Source organism: Enhydrobacter sp., assembly GCA_025808875.1.
Classification (GTDB): Bacteria; Pseudomonadota; Alphaproteobacteria; order Reyranellales; family Reyranellaceae; genus Reyranella.
Window position 1 is genome coordinate 4,871,318 of record CP075528.1, and the last position, 21,648, is coordinate 4,892,965.

Consider the following 21,648-nt stretch of genomic DNA (forward strand, 5'->3'; position numbering starts at 1 on the left):
GCGCTGCTTACTTGGGCAGCGTCGCAGGGTTCAGCGATATGCCCTTCTCCTTGTAGTAACGGACCGCGCCCGGGTGGAAGGGAAGGAAGGCGTTGCGGTCGGCGTTCTTGGCTATGGTCTCGGAAGCCGCGGCATGGCCCTGCACCATCGCTGCATTGTTCTCCAGGATGGTCTTGGTGACGAGATACGCGACGTCGTCGGCCATGTCCTTGTGGGCAATGCCGAAGTTGTAGAGACCGATAGTCTTCTGGTCCGCCGTCTGCGACTTGTAGGTGCCCTTGGGGATCACCGCCTCGGACCACTCCGGCATCTTCTTGCGGATTGCCTCACGCTCTGCGTCCGTCCAGGTGAAGAAAACCACTTCCTTTTCCGCATCGAGTTGCGAGAAGATCGGGATCGGCAGGCCGGCGCCGAAGCAGAATGCGTCGAGGATGCCGTCACCGAGCTGGCTGCCCATGTCGGCGCCCTGGCCGTTGCGGATGGTTACCTTCATTCCCAGTGCCTCGAAGAACAACGGCAGGTAAGTCCCGGGCGTCCCCGCCCTGGGGCCGACGCCGACGGTCTTGCCTTCGAGCTGCTTGAAGCTGGTGAGGCCGGACTTCTTGAGCGCGACGCACTGCATGGGCGTGTCGTACATCGGGAACAGGGCGCGGATGTTCTCGAACTTCTTGCCCTTGGTCCAATCACCTTTGCCGGTCCAGGCCTGCAACGCGACGCCCATCGTCGTCATGCCGAGCTCGATCTTCTTGTCGTCGACCAGGATGACGTTCTGGTTCGGCCCCTGGGTTTGCTGGGTCGAAACCTGGATGCCCGTCTTGTCGGTCAGGATCTTGGCGACAACCCCGCCATAGACGAAGTAGGTGCCGCCCACGGAGGCGGTGCCCAAAGTCATGGTTTTGGGCTGGGCGAATGCGGCCGTTCCGACAAAGGCGATCGCCGCGGCAAACAAACCCCTACGCATGTAACTCATAAACAGCTTCCTCCCAAACGGTCCGGATTTCCGAGGCCGGAAACCCTTCGATGAGCCTCTCTTAGGTTCGGTGCACCTCGACCGCAAGTCCGGCCTTTCGCAAGTCAGCTGGTGACCGCGCGACTCTCGACTCCGATGGCCTCCAGATTGAAGGCCGCGGCAATCAGCGCCTGGGTGTAGGGCGTCTGGGGTGCGGCGAAGATCTTGGTGGCGGGGCCTCGCTCGACGACCTTTCCGTGCCGAAGCACCACGACCTCGTCGGCCAGGGCCCGTACGACCTTGAGGTCATGGCTGATGAAAAGATAGGCAAGTTTGTGACGGCGCTGCAAATCACGCAACAGATCGACAATCTGCGCCTGCACGCTCATGTCGAGAGCGGACGTCGGTTCGTCGAGCACGATGAGACGCGGCTTGAGTACCAGCGCCCTGGCGATCGATATTCGTTGCCGCTGGCCGCCTGAGAATTCGTGTGGATAGCGCACCCGCATCGCGGGTTCCAGGCCCACTTCGCGCAACGCCTCGTCGATCATGCGGCTGCGCTCCGCCTCGGTGCCGATCCTGTGAACGTCGAGGCCTTCGCCGACAATCTCACCCACCGACATTCGTGGGCTCAGTGAGCTGTACGGATCCTGGAACACGATCTGCATCTGTCGCCGCAGGGGACGTATGTCGCGTTGGCTCATGGCTTGGAGATCCAAGCCGTCGAACCGGATACCACCCTGACTTTTCTCGAGTTTCAGGAGGGCCAAGCCGAGTGTCGTCTTCCCCGAACCCGATTCACCCACCAGTCCGATCGTGTGACCTTCCTTCAGCGCGATACTGACACCATCGACGGCCTTGACGTGTCCCACCGTACGGCGCAGCACGCCGCGTTTGATGGGAAAATGCACCTTGAGATCGTCGAGGCGCAACAATTCCGGCGCAGTGGAGTCGAACTCCACGGGCTTACCCTTGGGCTCGGCCGACAGCAGGTGTTGCGTGTAGGAGTGCTGGGGACGATCGAAGACCTGGGCGACCGGACCCTGCTCGACGATCCGGCCATTGGTCATTACGCAGACCCGGTCCGCCATCTTGCGCACGATTCCGAGATCGTGAGTGATGAACAACAGCGCCATGCCGTAGCGCGCCTGCAAGGTCTTCAGCAGCTTCAATATCTGCGCCTGTATGGTGACGTCGAGTGCCGTTGTCGGCTCGTCGGCGATCAGGAGATCGGGCTCGTTGGCGAGAGCCATGGCGATCATGACGCGCTGGCGTTGTCCTCCGGAGAGTTGATGGGGATAGGCGTCCAGTCGCCGGGCGGCTTCAGGAATTCCGACCTGCTCCAGCAGCTCGAGGGTACGGCGGCGCGCCGCGTCGCGGTTCAGGCCCTTGTGCAGGATCAAGACTTCATTCACCTGCCGCTCGATCGTGTGCAGGGGGTTGAGCGAGGTCATGGGTTCCTGGAAAATCATCGAGATCCGGTCGCCGCGAACTGCCAGCAACTCGCGGGCCGGCGCGCCGACCAGCTCCCGACCCTGGAAGAGGATCGATCCCGAGGGATGCTTCGCCATGGGATAGGGCAGCAGTTGCAGGACCGACAGAGCCGTCACCGACTTGCCCGAGCCCGACTCGCCGACCAGTGCCAAAGTCTCGCCGCGGGCGATGTCGAAGCTGACCCGGTTCACGGCCCTCACTTCGGCGCCATCGGTGCCGAACGTGACGGACAGGTCACGGACCTGGAGGAGAGGCTCGCTCATGTCGGAACCTTGCGCGGGTTGAAGGCGTCGCGCACCGCCTCGCCGATGAAAACCAGCAGCGACAGCATGAGCGCGATGACGGCGAAGCCGGTGAGGGCCAGCCAGGGGGCATTGAGGTTGTTCTTGCCCTGCAGCAACAGTTCGCCCAGCGATGGCGAACCGGCGGGCAGGCCGAAGCCAAGAAAATCCAACGACGTGAGCGTTGTCACGGAGCCGGCCAGGATGAAGGGTAGGAAGGTGAGGCTCGCCGTCATGGCGTTTGGCAGGATGTGCCGGAACATGATGCGGGCGTCCAACATCCCGAGGGCGCGGGCCGCCCTGACATAGTCGAAATTGCGACCCCGGAGGAACTCGGCTCGGACCACGCCGACCAGCGCCATCCAGCTGAACAGCAGCATGATGCCGAGCAGTACCCAGAAACTCGGCTGGATGAAGCTTGCCAGGATGATCAGCAGGTACAGCGTCGGCATGCTCGACCAAATCTCGAGGAAACGCTGGAACAGAAGATCCACCCAACCGCCAAAGTAGCCCTGGACCGCACCGGCGGCGATGCCGATTACGGTGCTCAGGACCGTCAGCGCCAGTCCGAACAACACCGAGATCCGGAAGCCGTAGATCAGACGCGCCATGACATCCCTGGCCTGGTCGTCCGTTCCAAGCCAATGACCGGCCGATGGCGGCAGCAGGGCCTTGCGGCCTTCGCCGCGGATCACGGTGTCGTAGCTGTACGGAATTGGCGGCCACAGGATCCAGCCCTTCTTCGCGATCAGCTCCTGAACCTCGACATCGGTGTACACGGTGTTCGTCGGCAGATCGCCGCCGAACGTCGTCTCGGGATAGTCGCGAAGCATCGGCGAGTATACGCCGCCATCATAGTAGATGAGGATCGGGCGATTGTTGGCCAGCAGTTCGGCGCACAGAGACACTGCGAAGAGTAGACCGAACACGATCAGTGAGATCATGCCGCGCCTGCTGGAGCGAAAGATCGCGAGGCGGCGGCGATTGAGCGGACTCATCAGGCGCGCGCCTCGAAGTCGATGCGCGGGTCGATGATCGTGTACATGAGGTCACCGACGATGCCCATCAACAGCCCGATCAACCCGAAGAAGTAGAGCGTACCGAACATCACCGGATAGTCGCGATTCAGGGCCGCTTCGAATCCGAGGAGGCCGATCCCGTCGAGCGAGAAGATCACCTCGATCAGGAGCGAGCCCGTGAACAGGACACCCAAGAAGGCGGCGGGGAAGCCCGCGATGACGATCAGCATGGCGTTGCGGAAGACGTGGCCATAGAGCACCCGGCGCTCGACCAGTCCCTTCGCTCGTGCCGTGAGCACGTACTGCTTGTGCAGCTCCTCGATGAACGAGTTCTTGGTCAGGAAAGTGAGGGAGGCGAAGCCGCCGATCACCATGGCGCCGATCGGCAGGGCCATGTGCCAGAAATAGTCGGTGATCTTGCCGATCAGGCCCAGTTCCTGCCAATCGTCGGAGACGAGACCGCGCAGCGGGAACCACTTGAAATAGCTCCCGCCGGCGAACAGGACAACGAGCAGCAGAGCGAACAGGAAACCGGGAATCGCGTTCAGTACGATCAATGTCGTCGAGGTCGAGAGGTCGAAGCGACTGCCGTCGCGCACGGCCTTGGCGATGCCGAGGGGGATCGACACGAGGTAGATAAGCAAGGTCGTCCAAAGGCCGAGTGAAATCGACACCGGCAGTTTCTCTATCACCAGATCGACGACTCGCTTGTTGCTGAAGAAGCTCTCGCCAAAATCGAAGACGAGGTAGTTCTTCATCATCAGCAGGAAACGTTCGTGCACCGGTTTGTCGAACCCGTACATCTTCTCGATCCGCTCGATCAGCTCACGCGGCAAGCCGCGCGCACCGCGATAGGCGCCGGCCGACTCCGATTGGGTGCCACGCACCGTCTCGCCACCCGTTGCGCTGCCGGAGAAGCGCTCGGTCGCGCCGACCGCCGTTCCCTGGATCTGGGCGAGCATCTGTTCGACCGGCCCGCCGGGCGCCGCCTGGATCACCACGAAGTTGATGACCATGATGCCGACAAGCGTCGGCACGACGAGCATCAGACGGCGCAGGATGTAGGCTAGCATCGAGGCGTCGCGAGCTGGCCGTTCACTTTCCTTCGCCGCGCTGGCGCAGCGCCCGCTCCTTCTCGTCGTCGACCCACCAGGTGTCGAAGGCGACGGGCGCGTACTTCGCCGACTTGGCGGGACGGGAGAAGCGATTCCAGTAGGCCACGAACGCCTTGTTGTTGTGCCAGTTCGGCACGACAAAATGGCTCCACAACAGAACGCGATCGAGGGAGTGAGTGACGGCGATCAGGGCTTCGCGGTCCGGCGCGACGATCAGCTGATCGATCAGGCTGTCGATAGCGGCGTCTTTGACGCCGATCGTGTTGCGGCTGCCCTTGGTGTCGGCCGCCCGCGATCCCCAATAGTCGCGCTGTTCGTTGCCCGGCGAAAGCGACTGGCCGAAGCCCGCGAGGATCATGTCGAAGTCAAACTCGTCGTCGCGCCGCTTGAACTGTGCGGTATCGACGGTACGCACTGTCATGTCGATGCCGATGCGCTCGAGGTTCTGCTTGTAGGGCAAGGCGACGCGTTCGAAGCTGGCATCGTTCAGCAGGAACTCGAAGGCGAGCTTTCTGCCGCTCTTCGCCTCCGTCATCTTGCCGTCCTTGATCTCCCAACCCGCGTCCTTGAGCAGCGCCAGTGCCTGCCTTGCCTGAGCGCGCACGTTGCCGGTGCCGTCGGTAACAGGCAGCTTGAACTCCCTGGTGAAGACTTCGTCAGGAATCCTGCCGCGTAGCGGTTCGAGGTATTTCAACTCGGCGGGCGAGGGCAGGCCGGACGAGGCGAGCTCCGAGTTGCCAAAGTAGGAGACGTTGCGCTTGTAGAGGCCATAGAAGAGGTTCTTGTTGCTCCACTCGAAGTCGAACATCAGGCCGATCGCCTCGCGCACCCGGCGATCCTTGAACAGGTCGCGCCTGGTGTTGAAGGCGAAGCACTGCATGCCGGTCGGCAGTTCGTGGGGAATCTCGTCGCGCACCAGGCGACCGTCCTTCACCGGTGGGATGTCGTAGGCGGTCGACCAGTTGCGCGCGATGTTCTCTTGGCGAAGGTCGAGATCGCCCGCCTTGAAGGCTTCGAACTGCACCGTGGCGTCGCGGTAGTACTCGTACCGGATGATCTCGAAATTATGGCGGCCCCGATTCATCCAGAGATCCTTGGCCCACCAATCCGGCACCCGGCGATAGGCGATGAAGCGACCGGGGTCGAACGAATCGACCTTGTAAGGGCCGCTTCCGAGCGGCACTTCGAGCGACACCTTCTCGAAGTCGCGACTCGCCCACCATTTCGCCGGCAGGATGGGAAGCTGCCCGACGATCATCGGCAGCTCACGGTTGCCGGCGTCACGAAACTTGAACAGCACCTTGCGGTCGCCGACTTTCTCGGCCGACATCACATCGTGATAATAGAAGGCGTAGTTGGGGGCACCCTTGGTCTTGAGGATGTCCAACGTGAAGATGACGTCTTCGACGGTGATCGGACTGCCGTCGTGGAAGCGCGCCTCGGGCCGCAGCGTGAATGCCACCCATGAGCGATCCTCGGGCCACTCCATGCTTTGCGCGATCAAGCCGTACTCGGTCGAGGCTTCGTCGCGCGACGCCCAGCACAGGGTGTCCCAGATCGAGGTTATCGCCGCCGCGGGCACACTCTTGACGATGAACGGGTGCAGCGAATCGAACGTGCCGCGGGCGCCGAGGCGAACGGTGCCGCTCTTGGGTGCGTTCGGATTGAAGTACTCCGGCGGACCCGAGTCGGCCGGGTACTTGGGCTGGCCATGGATGGCGAAACCGTGACCGGTATGGATCTTCGGCACACCCTGGGCATGCAGGAGAGCAGGAGCTCCGCCCAGCCACAGGGCTGCGCCGCCTGCCAGCAAGTTGCGCCTTCCGATCGCCATGAGTGCGCTCCCAAATCGGTCCCCGTCGGGAACTATATAGCCCGTGGGAGTTGGGCCGCACTATGGCTGCCGGATTACATTGTCGTCAGCTTCATCCCTTGATGTCGGCATCCTTCACGAGCTTGCCATAGCGCGCATAGTCGGAGGCATAGAGGGCTTGCACCTGATCGGGCGTGCGCGCGGACGGGACCTCGCAGGATGCCTTGTCGAAGCGTTCCCGTGTCTCCGGGATGGCAACCACCTTCATTGTCGCGTCGTGGATGCGCTTGACGATCTCCGAAGGCGTTCCGGAACGGACCGCGATCGTGTACCAGCTCATGACCTGGGCATCGCCGAAACCCTGCTCGGCGAAAGTCGGGACGTCGGGAAGGACCTTACTGCGCCTGTCGCCGATGAAGGCGATGGCACGCAGCTTGCCCGATTGAACATGCGGGAGGGCCAGCGGTCCGGGCAGCAACCCCACCTGCAACCGTCCCTCGAGCAGGTCGGGCAGTCCCGGCGGAATTCCGCGGTAGGGCACCGCCGTCATGTCGAACTTGGCGTAGCTCTTCAGCAGCTCGGCCGAGAGATGGATCGACGAGCCGTTACCCGGATTGAGGTAGTTGAGCTTGCCCGGATTGGCGCGGCCGTACTCGACCAGCTCCTTGAGATTGTGGATCGGCAAGCTCGCATTGACGGTAGCGACCGAGGTCGCGACCGCGACCAGTGCGACGCCCTGGAAATCCTTCAATACGTCGTAGCTGACGGCTTGCAGATGTGGCGCCACGACATGGCTGATGGTGGCGATTACCCACGTGTATCCATCAGCCGGGGCCTGCGGCACCATTGCCGTGGCGAGCGTCGAATTGCCACCGGGCTTGGGATCGACCACGACCGGTTGACCGAGTTCGACCGCCAGAGGCTCGCCGATCGTGCGCGCGACGATGTCGACGATACCCCCGACCGGGTACGGCACCAGGAAGCGGATCGGCTTGGAGGGCCAGGCCTGGGCCAGCGCCGCCGGCGCGATGGCGAAGGCGGCACCGGCGCCGATGGCTGCGCGGCGGGTCAAACTGATCACGATGTATCCTCCCCTCGAATTGTGAGAAACCTAGAGCACGCCTGACGAAATGTCATCGCTCTGGAGGCGTGCGCGAATTGACTTCACGCACCAACCGCCTCAGTTTTGGACAATGGCCGATACTTCCAACTTCGCGCCCGAATACGACGCGCCCATCGAGTACATGCGGCGCACGCGCGACTACTACCTCGCCTTGGGATACGACAATCCCTATCGCTGGGCGCACTATGTCGACGCGCCGTTCCAGCCGCTGAAGAAGCCGCTGCGGGACAGCACCTTGGCCCTGATCAGCACGGCCGCCCCCTATCAGCCCGACAAGGGAGATCAGGGTCCCGGGGCCGTCTACAACGCCTCCGCCAAGTTCTATTCGGTGTATTCGGGCGACATGTCGGTCGACCACGACACGCGCATCTCGCACATCGGCTACGACCGCAAGCACACGACGGCGACGGATTCGAATACATGGTTCCCGCTGCCGTTGATGCGCGAATTCGCCAAGGCGGGGCGGTTCAAGCTCGCTGGGCGCTTCCATGGAGCTCCGACCAACCGCAGCCAGCGCGTTACCCTCGAGACGGACGCGCCGCAAATTCTCGAACGCTGTCGACAGGACTCAGTCGATGCGGCGCTCCTGGTGCCGACGTGACCCGTCTGCCATCAGACCGTGAGTCTGATCGCCCGATATCTCGAGAGGAACGGCATCCCGACCGTGGTGATGGGGGCCGCCAAGGACATCGTTGAATGGGTGGGCGTGCCGCGCTTCCTGTTCAGCGACTTCCCGCTCGGCAACTCGTGCGGCAAGCCGCACGAACCCGACACGCAGCGCTTCACGCTCGATCTCGCGCTCAAGGTGCTGGAGAGCGCCGTAGGCCCACGCACGACTGTTCAGTCGCCGCTGCGCTGGAACGACGACGGCGACTGGAAGCGGGACTACAACAACCTCGAGCGCATGCCGCCCGAGGAGGTCGCGAAGCGCCGCGCCGAGTTCGACAAGGTGAAGCAGGTCGCGTTCGACCAGCGCAAGAAGGCCGGCGTCGCCTAAGCAAGCCATGAGCAAACCTTTCACCGGAGTAAAGGTCCTGGATTTCACGCGCGTGCTGGCGGGACCGTACGGTTCCTATCAGCTCGCCCTGCTGGGTGCCGACGTGATCAAGGTCGAGGCGCGCGAAGGCGACGACATGCGCTACGGCAACCGCGCCAACGACTGGGAGAAGCGCGGGCTGGCCGCGCCGTGGGTCGCGGTCAATGCCGGCAAGCGGTCGATCACGCTCGATCTCAAGCAGCCCAAGGCGATCGACATCATCAAGCGCCTGGTGCCCAAGGTCGACGTGGTGATGGAGAACTTCCGGCCGGGCGTGATGGACAAGCTCGGCATCGGCTACGAGACGCTGAAGGTGATCAATCCGAAGCTCATCTATTGCGCCGTGTCGGGTTTCGGCCAGGTCGGTCCGGAGCGCGCGACGGCGGCGTTCGACGGCATGATCCAGGCGATGTCGGGGTTGATGTCGATCACGGGTTTTCCGTCCAACGGCCCGACGCGCGTAGGATTCGCTGGTGCCGACGTGATGTCAGGGGCGACGGCGTCGTTCGGCGTCGCTGCGGCGCTGTTCCAACGCACCCACACCGGCAAGGGCCAGCTGGTCGACGTTGCGATGATCGATGCGGTGATGGGTTACCTCGCCCAGCAGTTCACCGAGCACCTGATGACCGGCCGCGTGCATGAGCAGGCGCAGAACCTCTCCGTGACCCGCAAGCCAACCGGCAATCTCTTCAAGACCGGAGACGGCTGGATGGTGCTGGCCGTCATGACCGATCCGCAGTTCCAACGCCTGATGAAGGTGCTGGGCTGCGAGCAAGTGCTGGCCGATCCGCGCTTCGCCGACTGGCCCAAGCGCATCGACAACAACAAGGCGCTGCACGAGATAGTCGAGGCGGCGATGACCAAGGAGACCTCGGCCACCTGGGCCGAGCGCTTCGCCAAGGCCGACGTGCCGGCCGGCCGCGTCCTCTCCATCCCCGAGACCGCCAGGCTGGACCTGATGAAGCACCGCACCGTGCTGCAGACGGTCGAGACCGAGCATGGCCCCATCCAGGTCGTGGGCTCGGGCTTCCGCCTGGAGCATGGTGGCGGCTCGGTCGACCGACCGCCGGCCAAGCTTGGCCAGCACACCGATGAGGTGCTGGCAGAGGCTGGTTATTCCGCTGACGAAATCGCAGAAATGCGCAAACAGGCGGTCGTCTGAACCGGGTTTTGCACCGGCACGATTCCCGCTAGAGTGATCTCGTCCAAGGGGTGCCCCGACAGGGGGCTGAGATACCGACGGCCGATATCGGCAGCGCGGTGACCCTTTGAACCTGATCCGGGTCATGCCGGCGAAGGGACAGGATATCTCCTTTGCACGACGCGCCGGGTCTCCGTCTGTTCAGCTACGGGAGATCCTTGTCATGGATAGCATCATCGCCACTCCGAATGTGACCACCGGGCCACTGCCCGCCTCGCGCAAGATCTACATCACCCCCGACGAGTCGCCCGACCTCAGCGTACCCCTGCGCGAGATCGAGCTCAGCGTGCCGACCGAACCGAGTGTTCGCGTCTACGACACGACCGGCCCCTACACCGATCCGTCGATCCCTATCGACGTGAGCAAGGGCCTGGCACGCACGCGCCGCGCCTGGGTGCAGGCGCGCGACGGCGTCGAGGAATATGCCGGCCGGCCGATCCAGGCGGTCGACAACGGCAACGTGAAGGTCTCGGCGCTGCAGCCGTTCGCCAACAGCCCACGGCCGCTGCGCGGGCTCGACGGCAAGCCGATCACGCAATTCGAATGGGCGCGCGCCGGCATCGTCACCAAGGAGATGATCTATGTGGCGGCTCGCGAGAACCTCGGCCGCAAGGCAGCGCACGAGCTCGCCAAGGAGCGCCTGGCCGACGGCGAGAGCTTCGGCGCGGCATTGCCCGATTTCATCACGCCGGAGTTCGTGCGCCGGGAAGTGGCAGCGGGCCGCGCCATCATCCCCGCCAACATAAATCACGCCGAACTCGAGCCGATGATCATCGGCCGCAATTTCCTGGTCAAGATCAACGCCAACATCGGCAACTCGGCGGTGTCCTCGTCGATGGAGGAAGAGGTCGAGAAGATGGTGTGGGCGATCCGCTGGGGTGCCGACACGGTCATGGACCTGTCGACTGGCCGCAACATCCACGACACGCGGGAATGGATCGTGCGCAACGCGCCGGTGCCGATCGGCACGGTGCCGATCTACCAGGCATTGGAAAAGGTCGGCGGCGATCCGACCAAGCTGAGCTGGGAGGTCTATCGCGATACCTTGATCGAGCAGTGCGAGCAGGGTGTCGACTACTTCACCATCCATGCCGGCGTGCGGCTCGCCCACGTCCCGCTGACCGCCAGGCGCGTCACCGGTATCGTCAGCCGTGGGGGCTCGATGATGGCGCAGTGGTGCCTCACCGAGCATCGCGAGAGCTTCCTCTACGAGCATTTCGGTGACATTTGCGACATCATGCGCAAGTACGACGTGTCGTTCTCGCTGGGTGATGGGCTCAGGCCCGGCTGCAACGCCGATGCCAACGACGCCGCGCAGTTCGCCGAGTTGGAGACGCTGGGAGAGCTTACCAAGGTCGCCTGGGACAAGGGCTGCCAGGTCATGATCGAAGGCCCGGGCCATGTACCCATGCACAAGATCAAGGTCAACATGGACAAGCAGCTGCGCGAATGCGGCGAGGCGCCGTTCTACACTCTGGGGCCGCTCGTCACCGACATCGCACCGGGCTACGACCACATCACCTCGGGCATCGGCGCCGCCATGATCGGCTGGTTCGGCACGGCGATGCTCTGCTACGTCACGCCCAAGGAGCATCTCGGGCTGCCCGACCGTGACGACGTGAAGGTCGGCGTCATCACTTACAAGATCGCCGCCCACGCTGCCGACCTCGCCAAGGGTCATCCCGCGGCGCGGCTGCGCGACGACGCGCTCTCCAAGGCACGCTTCGAGTTCCGCTGGAAGGATCAGTTCAACCTGTCGCTCGATCCCGCCACGGCCGAGAAGTTCCACGACGAGACGATGCCCAAGGAGGCGCACAAGACGGCACACTTCTGCTCCATGTGCGGGCCGAAGTTCTGCTCCATGCGCATCACCCAGGATATCCGCGACTATGCCGCCCGCGGCATGCAGGAGATGAGCGAGAAGTTCAGAGCCGGCGGCAACCAGCTCTATGTTCCGGACACGGCGGTCGACTGAAGTAGGCTGCCTTGCGCGCCCTGCATAGGCGGGGGAGACTCCGAGCCGACCCTGCGTATAGAGAGGGACGGTCTTGGGATCAGGGACATATTAGGCGATGAAGCGACTGCGGACCCTACTAGGGATTGGGTTGGGGCTTGCCGTGGTCGCAGGGGCCGGCTGGTACATCTCCCAAAAAAGCGCGCCACCGCCGGCGCGGCAGCAGCCACGTGCGGGAGTGAACTTCGCCATTCCCGTGGGCACGGCGACGGCGGCCAAGGGCGACATCCCGATCGTGCTCAGGGCCTTGGGTACGGTGACGCCGCTGGCCACCGTCACCGTCAAGACGCAAATCACCGGCCAGCTCGTCCAGGTCGAGTTCGAGGAAGGCCAGCACGTCAAGCAGGGTGACTTGCTCGCCGTCGTCGATCCGCGCCCGTACGAGGTCGCCCTGCAGCAGGCCGAAGGCACCTTGGGGCGTGATCACGCGCTGCTCAAGAACGCACAGATCGATCTCGCGCGTTACAAGACCCTGGTGGCCCAGGAATCGATCGCCCGCCAGCAATACGACACTCAGGCCGCGCTGGTGCGGCAATACGAGGCCACCATCGTCGCGAACCAGGCGTTGGTCGACCAGGCCAAGCTCAATCTTGCCTATACCCGCATCACGGCGCCGGTGACCGGCCGCATCGGTCTGCGTCTCGTCGACCGAGGTAACTACGTGACGATGGGCGACGCCACCGGCATCTGCGTGATCACCCAGATGCAGCCGATGTCGGTGCTGTTCGCCATCCCCGAGGATACCCTGCCGGCGGTGCGCGAGCGCATGCGCGCCGGCGGGTCCCTCGAGGTCCGCGTGCTCGATCGCAGCCAGCAGAACGAGCTGGCCATCGGCAGTCTCGCCACGACCGACAATCAGATCGACATGACGACGGGTACGGTCCGGTTGCGCGCCATCTTCGACAACACCGACGAGAAGCTCTTCCCCAACCAGTTCGTCAATGTTCGCCTGCTGGTCGACACGGTGCGCGGCGCCACGGTGGTGCCGGTGGCGGCCATCCAGCGCGGCCCGATCGGTACCTTCGTCTACCTGGCGAGGGCCGACGACACGGTGGAAACCCGTGTGATCGAGACTGGCGTCACCGACGGTGTCGGGATCGCCGTGATCAAGGGGTTGCAGGCTGGCGACCAGGTGGTGGTGGATGGCACCGACCGGCTGCGCGACGGCGCGAAGATTCGCCGCGTGCGCGGCGCGGGCGAACGGCCGGTAGCCGCCGCTCCAGGCGGCGAATCCCGGGGCCCCAACGGCGCCGCCCGACCGCAGCGGCGCACCCCTTCCAGCCACTAGCGCGGTCGCGCATGAACCCCTCGCGGGTCTTCATCGAGCGCCCCGTCGGGACCTCGCTGCTGATGGTCGCGATCATGCTGGTCGGCATGATCGCCTACCGGTTCCTGCCGCTGTCGGCGCTGCCGCAGGTCGACTACCCGACCATCCGGGTGCTGACGCTCTATCCCGGCGCGGGGCCTGAAGTGATGACGTCGTCGGTGACCGCGCCGCTCGAGCGCCAGTTCGGCCAGATGCCGGGCCTCAATCAGATGACGTCGACCAGCTCGGCCGGTGCATCGGCCATCACGCTGCAGTTCGACCTCGCGCTCGGTCTCGACGTCGCCGAGCAGCAGGTCCAGGCGGCGATCAATGCGGCTGGCAATCTGCTCCCGGGCGACCTGCCGGCGCCGCCCATCTACGCCAAGGTCAACCCGGCCGACGCGCCCATCCTGACGCTGGCGATCACGTCGACGACGGAGCTGCTCACCAGGGTGCACGATCTGGTCGACACGCGGCTCGCCCAGAAGATCGCCCAGCTGCCCGGCGTCGGTTTGGTCTCGCTGGAGGGGGGGCAGAAGCCCGGCGTGCGCATCCGCGCCAACCCGACAGCATTGGCCGCCTATGGCATCAACATCGACGATCTGCGCACGACGATCACGACCGCCAACGTCAACACGCCGAAGGGCAATTTCGACGGGCCGGCGCGTGCCTATACCATCAATGCGAACGACCAGATCACCGATATCGAGACGTTCCGCAATGTCATCGTCACCTACCGCAACGGAGCTCCGGTGCGGCTGCGCGACGTGGCCACGGTCGAGGAGGCGCAGGAGAACAACCGGCTTGCGGCCTGGATGAACACGACCCAGGCGGTGATCGTGAATGTGCAACGCCAGCCCGGTGCCAATGTCATCGCCGTCGTCGACAACATCAAGGCACTGATGCCGCAGCTGCGCAGCACGCTGCCGCCGTCGCTCGACGTGACCGTGCTCACGGACCGGACGGTGACGATCCGTGCTTCGGTGCGCGACGTGCAGATCGAACTTTCGTTCGCCGTCGTGCTGGTGGTCGCTGTCATTTTCCTGTTCCTCGGCGATTGGCGGGCGACGCTGATCCCCAGCCTGTCCGTGCCGCTTTCGCTCGTGGGCACGCTGGCGGTGATGTATCTCGCCGACTTCAGCCTGAACAACCTTTCGATCATGGCGCTGACGATCGCCACGGGCTTCGTTGTCGACGACGCCATCGTGATGATCGAAAACATCGCGCGCTACATCGAGGCGGGCGACGCCCCCGAGGAGGCCGCGCTCAAGGGGTCCCGCCAGATCGCCTTCACCATCGTCTCGTTGACGGTCTCCCTGATCGCCGTGCTGATCCCGCTCCTGTTCATGAGCGACGTGGTCGGCCGCCTGTTCAGCGAGTTCGCGGTGACGCTTTCCGTCACCATCCTCTTGTCCGCGGTGGTCTCGCTGACGCTCGTGCCGATGATGTGCGCCAAGCTGCTGCGGCGCCGCGCCAGCGGCGCGCTGGCCGGCCATGGCCGGTATCGCGAGCCGCACGTGTTCGGCGCGCGGTGGTTCGCCCGGCTGATCGACCTGTACGATCGCGCGCTCGTGGTGGTGCTGCGCCACCAGCCGTTGACGCTGGTGGTCGCCGTCGCGACGGTGCTGCTCACGGTGCTGCTCTACATCGTGATTCCCAAAGGCTTCTTCCCGGTGCAGGATAATGGCCTCATCCAGGCCGTCACCGAAGGACCGCAAAGCGTTTCGTTCGAGGCCATGGCCCGGCGTCAGCAGGCTCTCGCAGACGTCATCCTGGGCGATCCCGACGTCGAGAGTCTGTCCTCCTTCGTGGGCGTGGACGGCACCAACCCGACTCTTAATTCCGGGCGCATGCTGATCAACCTCAAGCCGAGAGAGCAACGCACGGCGACTGCCAGCGAGATCATCCGCAGATTGCAGCTTGCCGCTGCCCAGGTGCACGGAATCTCGCTCTACATGCAGCCGTCACAGGATCTCACCGTCGATTCGACGGTGAGCCGCACGCAGTACCAGTTCGTCCTCGAGACCGCCAATCCGGACGAATTCGAGGCCTGGGTGCCGCGCCTCGTCGCGCGAATGTCGCAAATTCCAGAAATCGTCGACGTCGCGAGCGACCTGCAGAGCAAGGGGCTGGCGATGTTCATCCGCATCGACCGAGATGCAGCGGCGCGCTTCGGCATCACGGCGGCTTCCATCGACAACGTGCTCTACGATGCGTTCGGCCAGCGCCAAGTTTCGACCATCTATACCCAGTCGAACCAGTACAGGGTGATCTACGAAGTCGATCCGCGGTTCGGCAGCTCGCTCGACTCCCTCTACAGCCTCTATCTGCCGGGTGCCGGCGGCAAGCAGGTACCGCTGCCGGCCGTCGCCAGTTTCGAGCAGCGCAGCGCGCCGCTGCGCCTCGATCGTATCGGCCAGTTCCCGGCGACCACGATTTCGTTCAACCTGGCGCCGGGCGCATCGCTCGGGCACGCCGTGGAGGCGATTCAGGCGGCCCAGCGCGAGATCGAGATGCCAAGCTCCATCAGGTCGCATTTCCAGGGTGCGGCATTGGCCTTCCAGAAGGCGCTCGACAGCCAGCTTTTGCTGATTCTCGCGGCGATCGTGACCGTCTACATCGTGCTGGGCGTGCTCTACGAGAGCTACGTGCATCCGGTCACGATCCTGTCGACCCTGCCGTCGGCGGGCATCGGTGCGCTGCTGGCGCTCATGGTCGCCGGCCGCGACCTCACCGTGGTCGCCATCATCGGCATCGTGCTGCTGATCGGCATCGTGAAGAAGAACGCGATCATGATGATCGACTTCGCCCTCGATGCCGAACGCAACGAGGGCAAGACGCCGCACGAGGCGATCTATCAGGCCTGCCTGCTGCGCTTCCGTCCGATCCTGATGACCACCATCGCCGCGCTGGTCGGCGCCCTGCCGCTGATGCTCGGCACCGGCACCGGCTCGGAGCTACGCCAGCCGCTCGGCATCACGATCGTCGGCGGCCTCATCGTCAGTCAGCTCCTGACGCTGTTCACGACGCCGGTGATCTATCTCGCCTTCGATCGGCTCGGACGACGCTTGCGGGGGTTGCCCCTCGACACGCCCCTGCATCCGGTCATGCGGCCATGAACCTCGCCGCTCCCTTCGTAGCGCGGCCGGTCGCGACGACCCTGCTCACTGTCGGCATCATGCTGGCCGGGTTGATGGCGTTCACGAAGCTCGCGGTCGCTCCCCTGCCGAAAGTCGAGTTTCCGACCATCCAGGTCCAGGCGTCCCTGCCGGGCGCGTCGCCCGAGACCGTGGCGACCAGCGTGACGACGCCGCTGGAGCGCCGGCTCGGAGCCATCTCCGGTGTCACCGAGATCACTTCGACCAGCACGGTCGGCAATTCCCGCATCACATTGCAGTTCGACCTGTCCCGCAGCATCGACGGGGCGGCGCGCGACGTGCAGGCCGCCATCAATGCGGCAAGGGTCGACTTGCCGCGCGACCTGCGCAGCAATCCGGTCTATCGCAAGATCAATCCCGCCGCCGCACCGGCCATCGTGCTCGCCCTCACGTCGGACACGATCGGCCAGGGCCGGCTCTACGATGCCGCCTCGAACATCCTGCAGCAGAAGCTCAGCCAGGTGAGCGGCGTCGGCCAAGTGGCGATCGGCGGCAGCTCGCTGCCCGCCGTGCGCGCGGAAATCGACCTTGGCGCATTGACTCAGTATCGCATCGGGCTGGAGAGCGTTCGTGCCGCGCTCGCCGCCGCAAACGCCAACACGCCCAAGGGGGCGATCGAGGTCGGCGACACGCGGTACCAGATCTACACGAACGACCAGTCCCGAACGGCCGAAGAGTACCGGCCGCTGATCGTCGCCTGGCGCAACGGCGCACCGGTGCGTCTCTCCGACGTCGCCGAGGTGATCGACGCTACCGAGAACATCCGCAACGAAGGTCAGGCCAACGGCAAGCGCTCGGTGCTGGTGATCGTCTATATGCAGCCCAACGCGAACATCATTGAGACGGTCGACCGGATCAGGGCGATGCTGCCCGACCTGCAGGCGGCGATGCCCAATGACGTCGACGTGTCGGTGGTGTCGGACCGGACCACGACCATCCGCGCCTCGCTGCGGGAGGTCGAGCACGCGCTGACCATCGCGGTAGTCCTCGTCGTGCTGGTGACCTTCGCGTTCCTGCGCTCGTTCCGCGCCGGATTGGTGCCGTCGGTCGCCGTGCCCGTGTCGTTGGTGGGCACTTTCGGCGTCATGTACCTGCTGGGCTACAGCCTCAACAACCTGTCGCTCATGGCGCTTACCATCGCGGCCGGCTTTGTGGTCGATGACGCCATCATCGTGCTCGAGAACATCCAACGGCACATCGAGCAGGGCATGTCACGAGCGGAAGCCGCTCTCCTGGGTGCCCGGGAGGTCGGCTTCACGGTCGTCTCCATGACGCTGTCGCTTGTCGCGGTGTTCGTGCCGATCCTGTTGATGGAGGGCATCGTCGGGCGATTGTTCCGTGAATTCGCCATGACCCTGTCGATCGCCATCGTGATCTCGATGGTGGTTTCGCTGACCACCACGCCGATGATGTGCGCCCACGTGCTCAAGCCGCCGGGCCCGGAACGTCCACCGGGGAGACTGTCCCGGTTCGCCGAACGTCGCTTCGCGGGCATGCATGCCTTCTACGGGCAGACGCTCGGCTGGGTGCTGCGTCATCCGCGGCTGACGATGCTGGTGTTTCTCGGCACCGTCATCCTGAACATCCAGCTCTACGTGACGATTCCCAAGGGCTTCTTCCCGCAGCAAGACACCGGCCGCATCGTTGGCTTCATCCGGGCGGACCAGAGCATCTCCTTCCAGTCGATGCGCGGCAAGTTCCGCCAGTTCATCCGCATCATGGGAGAGGATCCCGCGATCGAGAGCGTGGCGGGCTTCACCGGCGGGTTTCAGACCAACACGGGGTTCGTCTTCGCCACGCTCAAGCCGCTCAAGGAGCGCGACATACCGGCCGACCAGGTGATCGCGCGTCTGCGGATCAAGCTTGCACAAGTGGTCGGCGCCAATCTTTTCCTGCAGGCCGTGCAGGACATCCGGATCGGCGGCCGCCAGAGCAGTTCGCAGTACCAGTTCGCCCTGCAGGCGGACTCACTGGCAGAGCTCTACGAATGGGCGCCGAAGCTTGTGGAGGCGCTGCGCCAGGACACCTCGGTCATCACCGACGTCGATTCGGATCAGCAGCAACGCGGGTTGCAGATCGACCTGACGATCGACCGCGACGCGGCGAGTCGTCTGGGGGTGAGTACGAGATCGATCGCCGCGACGCTCTACGACGCCTTCGGGCAGCGACAGGTGTCGACGATCTACAATCCGCTCAACCAGTATCACGTCGTCATGGAAGTGGCGCCGCAGTACTGGGCCAGCCCCGAGACACTGAAGGAACTCTACGTCAGCACCAGCGGCGGTACGATCAGCGGCGCGTCGGCGACGTCCGCCATCGTCACCGCGACCAGTGTTCAGGGAACGTCCGCCGATCCGGCCGCAGCCGTGCGCAATCAACGCACCAACCAGATCGCAGTCGGCGGTCGGGGCGCGGCCTCGACCGCGGCCGCTGTCAGCACGGCTCCGGAGAGGATGATTCCCTTGATGCAGCTGACGCGCGCCGAGTTCGGCACGACGCCGGTGTCGGTCAGCCATCAGGGCTTGTTCCCGGCGACGACCGTGTCCTTCAATCTGGCAGTCGGCAGGAAGCTGAGCGACGCGGTCGACTACGTGAATGCGACGATGCGCGAGATCGGGGTGCCAGCCACCATCCATGGCTCCTTCCAAGGCACGGCGCGCGCCTTCCAGCAGTCGCTGAACAACCAGTTGCTGCTCGTGCTGGCGGCGCTGGTCACGATCTACATCGTGCTCGGCGTCCTCTACGAGAGCTACATCCATCCTCTCACCATCCTGTCGACCTTGCCGTCGGCTGGCCTCGGCGCGCTGCTCGCGCTGCAGTACTCCCAGGTCGAGTTCAGCATCATCGCCATGATCGGCGTGTTGCTGCTGATCGGCATCGTCAAGAAGAACGCCATCATGATGATCGACGTGGCGCTCGAGCGCGAGCGCAACCAGGGGCTCGACCCGCGCACCGCCATCCACCAGGCTTGCCTGCTGCGCCTCCGCCCGATCCTGATGACCACGGTCGCGGCCATGCTCGGGGCGTTGCCGCTCGCGGTCGGCTTCGGCGACGGCGCCGAGTTGCGACGGCCGCTCGGCATCGCGATCATCGGCGGCCTTGCCGTCAGCCAGATCCTGACCCTCTACACGACCCCGGTAATCTATCTCTATCTCGACCGCTTTCGCCGGCGCGATCGCGATCCAGCGAGCCGGCTGGCGCGGCGCATGGGCGGCTTCGAGGCGCACGCATGAGGCCGTTGCGCTGTGCTTCCGTTTTCATGGCCTCGCTGGTCCTGTCGGGATGCCTCATCGGGCCGGACTACGAACGGCCGTCGCCGGCGACCGCGCCAACGGTTTCCTACAAGGAAGTGCTTGGCGTCGACTTTCGACCGGCGATGCCGCGCGAGACCGTGGACCGGGGGCCGTGGTGGACACTGTATGGCGACGCCGAACTCGATCATCTCGCCGCCCAGGTCGACGTGTCCAACCAGACGCTCAAGCAGAGCGAGGCCGCCTATCGGCAGGCCGTGGCGTTGATCCGCCAGAGTCAATCGCCGCTCTATCCCACGGTCGGCTTCTCGGGGTCCATGCAGCAGACCAGCTCCAGCTCCGGCACGCGCAGCGCGAGCGGCACTGTCGGCAACTCGGTCGGCCAGTATGCCGTTGGCGGCAGCCTGACTTGGGAGGTCGACGTCTGGGGTCGTATCCGCCGTACCATCGAGAGCGATTCGGCGGCGGCGCAGGCGAGCGCCGCCGATCTGGCGGCAGCTCGCCTGTCCATCCAGTCCAATCTCGTGGCCAACTACTTCTCGCTGCGGATTTCGGACGAACGCCGCGCGCTCTACCAGCGGTCGATCGCGGCCTACGCGCGCTCGCTGGAGATCGTGCGCAATCAGATGAATGCCGGGATCGCCTCCCGGCTCGACCTGGCGCAGGCGCAGACCATCCTGGAGCAGACGCGCGCCCTCTACGTCGCCGAGGGCGCCAATCGCGCCCAGTTCGAGCATGCCGTCGCCGCCCTGATCGGCCGCGCGCCGGCCGAACTCAGCATCGCCCAAGGCACGCCGCCTGGCGACGTTCCGACTCTCGACGCCGGCGTGCCATCGGCGCTGCTCGAACGGCGGCCGGACGTGGCCTCGGCGGAACGGCAGATGGCGTCGGCCAACGCGCAGATCGGCGTGGCCCAGGCAGCCTACTTCCCCGACTTCACCTTCACGGCCAGCATCAACTTCCTGAGCACGGTGATCGGCAATCTGTTACAGATCGGCTCGGCCGTATGGTCGCTCGGTCCACAGCTGGCCGGCACCCTGATCGACGGCGGCGCCCGCGGCGCCCAGGTCGAAGGCGCGCGAGCCAACTACGACCGCACGGTGGCGCAATATCGGCAGACCGTTATCGCTGCCTTCCAGCAGGTCGAGGACGCGCTCGCCCAGCAGCGCTATCTGGCCGAACAGGAGGCGATCCAGCGTCGCGCAGTCGCGGCGGCGCGCGATGCCGAGCGGCTGTCGATCAATCAGTATCAGGCGGGCACGGTCGCCTACACGACGGTGATCCAGGCGCAAACGACGGCGCTCGGTGCCGAGCAGACCCTGATCAACATTCGCCTCGCCCGCTTCACCGCCAGCGCCAATCTCGTGTCGGCGCTGGGCGGCGGCTGGCGCGAGCAGGACTTGCCGCCACCGGTGCCGGTCGCCGGTTCGGAAACGAGCCGGCGGGTCAAGAAGGCGAGCTGGTGGCCGTTCTGACTACAATCGGTCCTTGTGCTCAACCATTTTCCAGAAGGTGTTCTTGGCCACGATCTTGTCGCCGCGGAAGGTATAGATGTCGCAGCCCTCGTAGTTGAGGTCCTCGCCGTCGGCGCCCTTGCCTTTCACCGTCCAGACCGAGATCGCCCGATCGCCGGCGAAGATGTACTCCTTGTGGTCCCAGCGCATGTCGGGGATCACCTCGAAGCGGTCGGCCAGCGCCTTGCGGATGGCGGCCTTGCCGGCCAGCGTGCGGCCGACGGGCTCGGGCCCGCGCGCCAGCCAGAAAGTGGCATCGTCGGTGAAATGGCTGACGATCCGCTCGACATCGCGACTGTTGAAGGCTGCGGAAATATCCTTCATCAACTTGGCGTCGACAGGCATGGCGCTCCTCCTTCGTTTGCGGCCGATCA

At 64.6% G+C, this 21,648-nt stretch carries 15 protein-coding genes and 1 riboswitch; of the genes, 8 read left to right on the plus strand and 7 right to left on the minus strand.

Annotated features, from left to right (window positions below; translation table 11 throughout):
• Positions 1–7 precede the first annotated feature (7 nt).
• From KIT25_24195 to KIT25_24220, 6 genes are all read right to left on the minus strand, one after another.
• A complete protein-coding gene (locus KIT25_24195) occupies positions 8–970 on the minus strand; it encodes a TAXI family TRAP transporter solute-binding subunit (protein UYN95076.1) in 963 nt (320 codons plus the stop codon).
• Positions 971–1,074: 104 nt separating this feature from the next.
• Complete coding sequence (locus tag KIT25_24200) at positions 1,075–2,706, minus strand: ABC transporter ATP-binding protein (protein UYN95077.1); 1,632 nt, start codon at positions 2,704–2,706, stop codon at positions 1,075–1,077.
• Positions 2,703–3,722: an ABC transporter permease gene (locus KIT25_24205; GenBank protein ID UYN95078.1), complete on the minus strand. Its 1,020-nt coding sequence runs from the start codon at positions 3,720–3,722 to the stop codon at positions 2,703–2,705. The genes KIT25_24200 and KIT25_24205 overlap by 4 nt, the downstream gene beginning before the upstream one ends.
• On the minus strand, positions 3,722–4,816 hold the full coding sequence (gene yejB / locus KIT25_24210) for a microcin C ABC transporter permease YejB (GenBank protein UYN95079.1): 1,095 nt from the start codon (positions 4,814–4,816) through the stop codon (positions 3,722–3,724). Before yejB ends, KIT25_24205 begins: the two co-directional genes overlap by 1 nt.
• A gap of 22 nt (positions 4,817–4,838) precedes the next feature.
• Positions 4,839–6,692 (minus strand): ABC transporter substrate-binding protein, encoded by a 1,854-nt coding sequence (locus KIT25_24215; protein ID UYN95080.1) that lies wholly within the window; start codon positions 6,690–6,692, stop codon positions 4,839–4,841.
• A gap of 91 nt (positions 6,693–6,783) precedes the next feature.
• Positions 6,784–7,752: a tripartite tricarboxylate transporter substrate binding protein gene (locus KIT25_24220; GenBank protein UYN95081.1), complete on the minus strand. Its 969-nt coding sequence runs from the start codon at positions 7,750–7,752 to the stop codon at positions 6,784–6,786.
• 112 nt (positions 7,753–7,864) lie between these two features.
• On the opposite strand from KIT25_24220, the gene KIT25_24225 reads away from it, so the two are divergent.
• From KIT25_24225 to KIT25_24260, 8 genes are all read left to right on the plus strand, one after another.
• On the plus strand, positions 7,865–8,395 hold the full coding sequence (locus tag KIT25_24225; protein UYN95082.1) for a hypothetical protein: 531 nt from the start codon (positions 7,865–7,867) through the stop codon (positions 8,393–8,395).
• 18 nt (positions 8,396–8,413) lie between these two features.
• The gene (locus KIT25_24230) at positions 8,414–8,791 is read left to right on the plus strand and encodes a hypothetical protein (GenBank protein UYN95083.1); all 378 of its coding nucleotides are present in this window, start codon (positions 8,414–8,416) and stop codon (positions 8,789–8,791) included.
• Between the two features lie 7 nt (positions 8,792–8,798).
• Positions 8,799–9,992: a CoA transferase gene (locus KIT25_24235; GenBank protein UYN95084.1), complete on the plus strand. Its 1,194-nt coding sequence runs from the start codon at positions 8,799–8,801 to the stop codon at positions 9,990–9,992.
• 36 nt (positions 9,993–10,028) lie between these two features.
• Positions 10,029–10,149, plus strand: a riboswitch (TPP riboswitch).
• A gap of 45 nt (positions 10,150–10,194) precedes the next feature.
• Complete coding sequence (thiC, locus tag KIT25_24240) at positions 10,195–12,006, plus strand: phosphomethylpyrimidine synthase ThiC (GenBank protein UYN95085.1); 1,812 nt, start codon at positions 10,195–10,197, stop codon at positions 12,004–12,006.
• A 97-nt stretch (positions 12,007–12,103) separates the two neighbouring features.
• Positions 12,104–13,333, plus strand: a complete 1,230-nt coding sequence (locus tag KIT25_24245; protein ID UYN95086.1) for an MdtA/MuxA family multidrug efflux RND transporter periplasmic adaptor subunit — start codon at positions 12,104–12,106, stop codon at positions 13,331–13,333.
• 11 nt (positions 13,334–13,344) lie between these two features.
• Positions 13,345–16,470 (plus strand): MdtB/MuxB family multidrug efflux RND transporter permease subunit, encoded by a 3,126-nt coding sequence (locus KIT25_24250; protein ID UYN95087.1) that lies wholly within the window; start codon positions 13,345–13,347, stop codon positions 16,468–16,470.
• Positions 16,467–19,742, plus strand: a complete 3,276-nt coding sequence (locus KIT25_24255; GenBank protein ID UYN95088.1) for an efflux RND transporter permease subunit — start codon at positions 16,467–16,469, stop codon at positions 19,740–19,742. The genes KIT25_24250 and KIT25_24255 overlap by 4 nt, the downstream gene beginning before the upstream one ends.
• Positions 19,739–21,235, plus strand: a complete 1,497-nt coding sequence (locus KIT25_24260; GenBank protein UYN95089.1) for an efflux transporter outer membrane subunit — start codon at positions 19,739–19,741, stop codon at positions 21,233–21,235. Before KIT25_24255 ends, KIT25_24260 begins: the two co-directional genes overlap by 4 nt.
• Here KIT25_24260 and KIT25_24265 read toward each other — a convergent pair whose 3' ends face one another.
• Positions 21,236–21,619, minus strand: a complete 384-nt coding sequence (locus KIT25_24265; protein UYN95090.1) for a nuclear transport factor 2 family protein — start codon at positions 21,617–21,619, stop codon at positions 21,236–21,238.
• Positions 21,620–21,648: the final 29 nt, after the last annotated feature.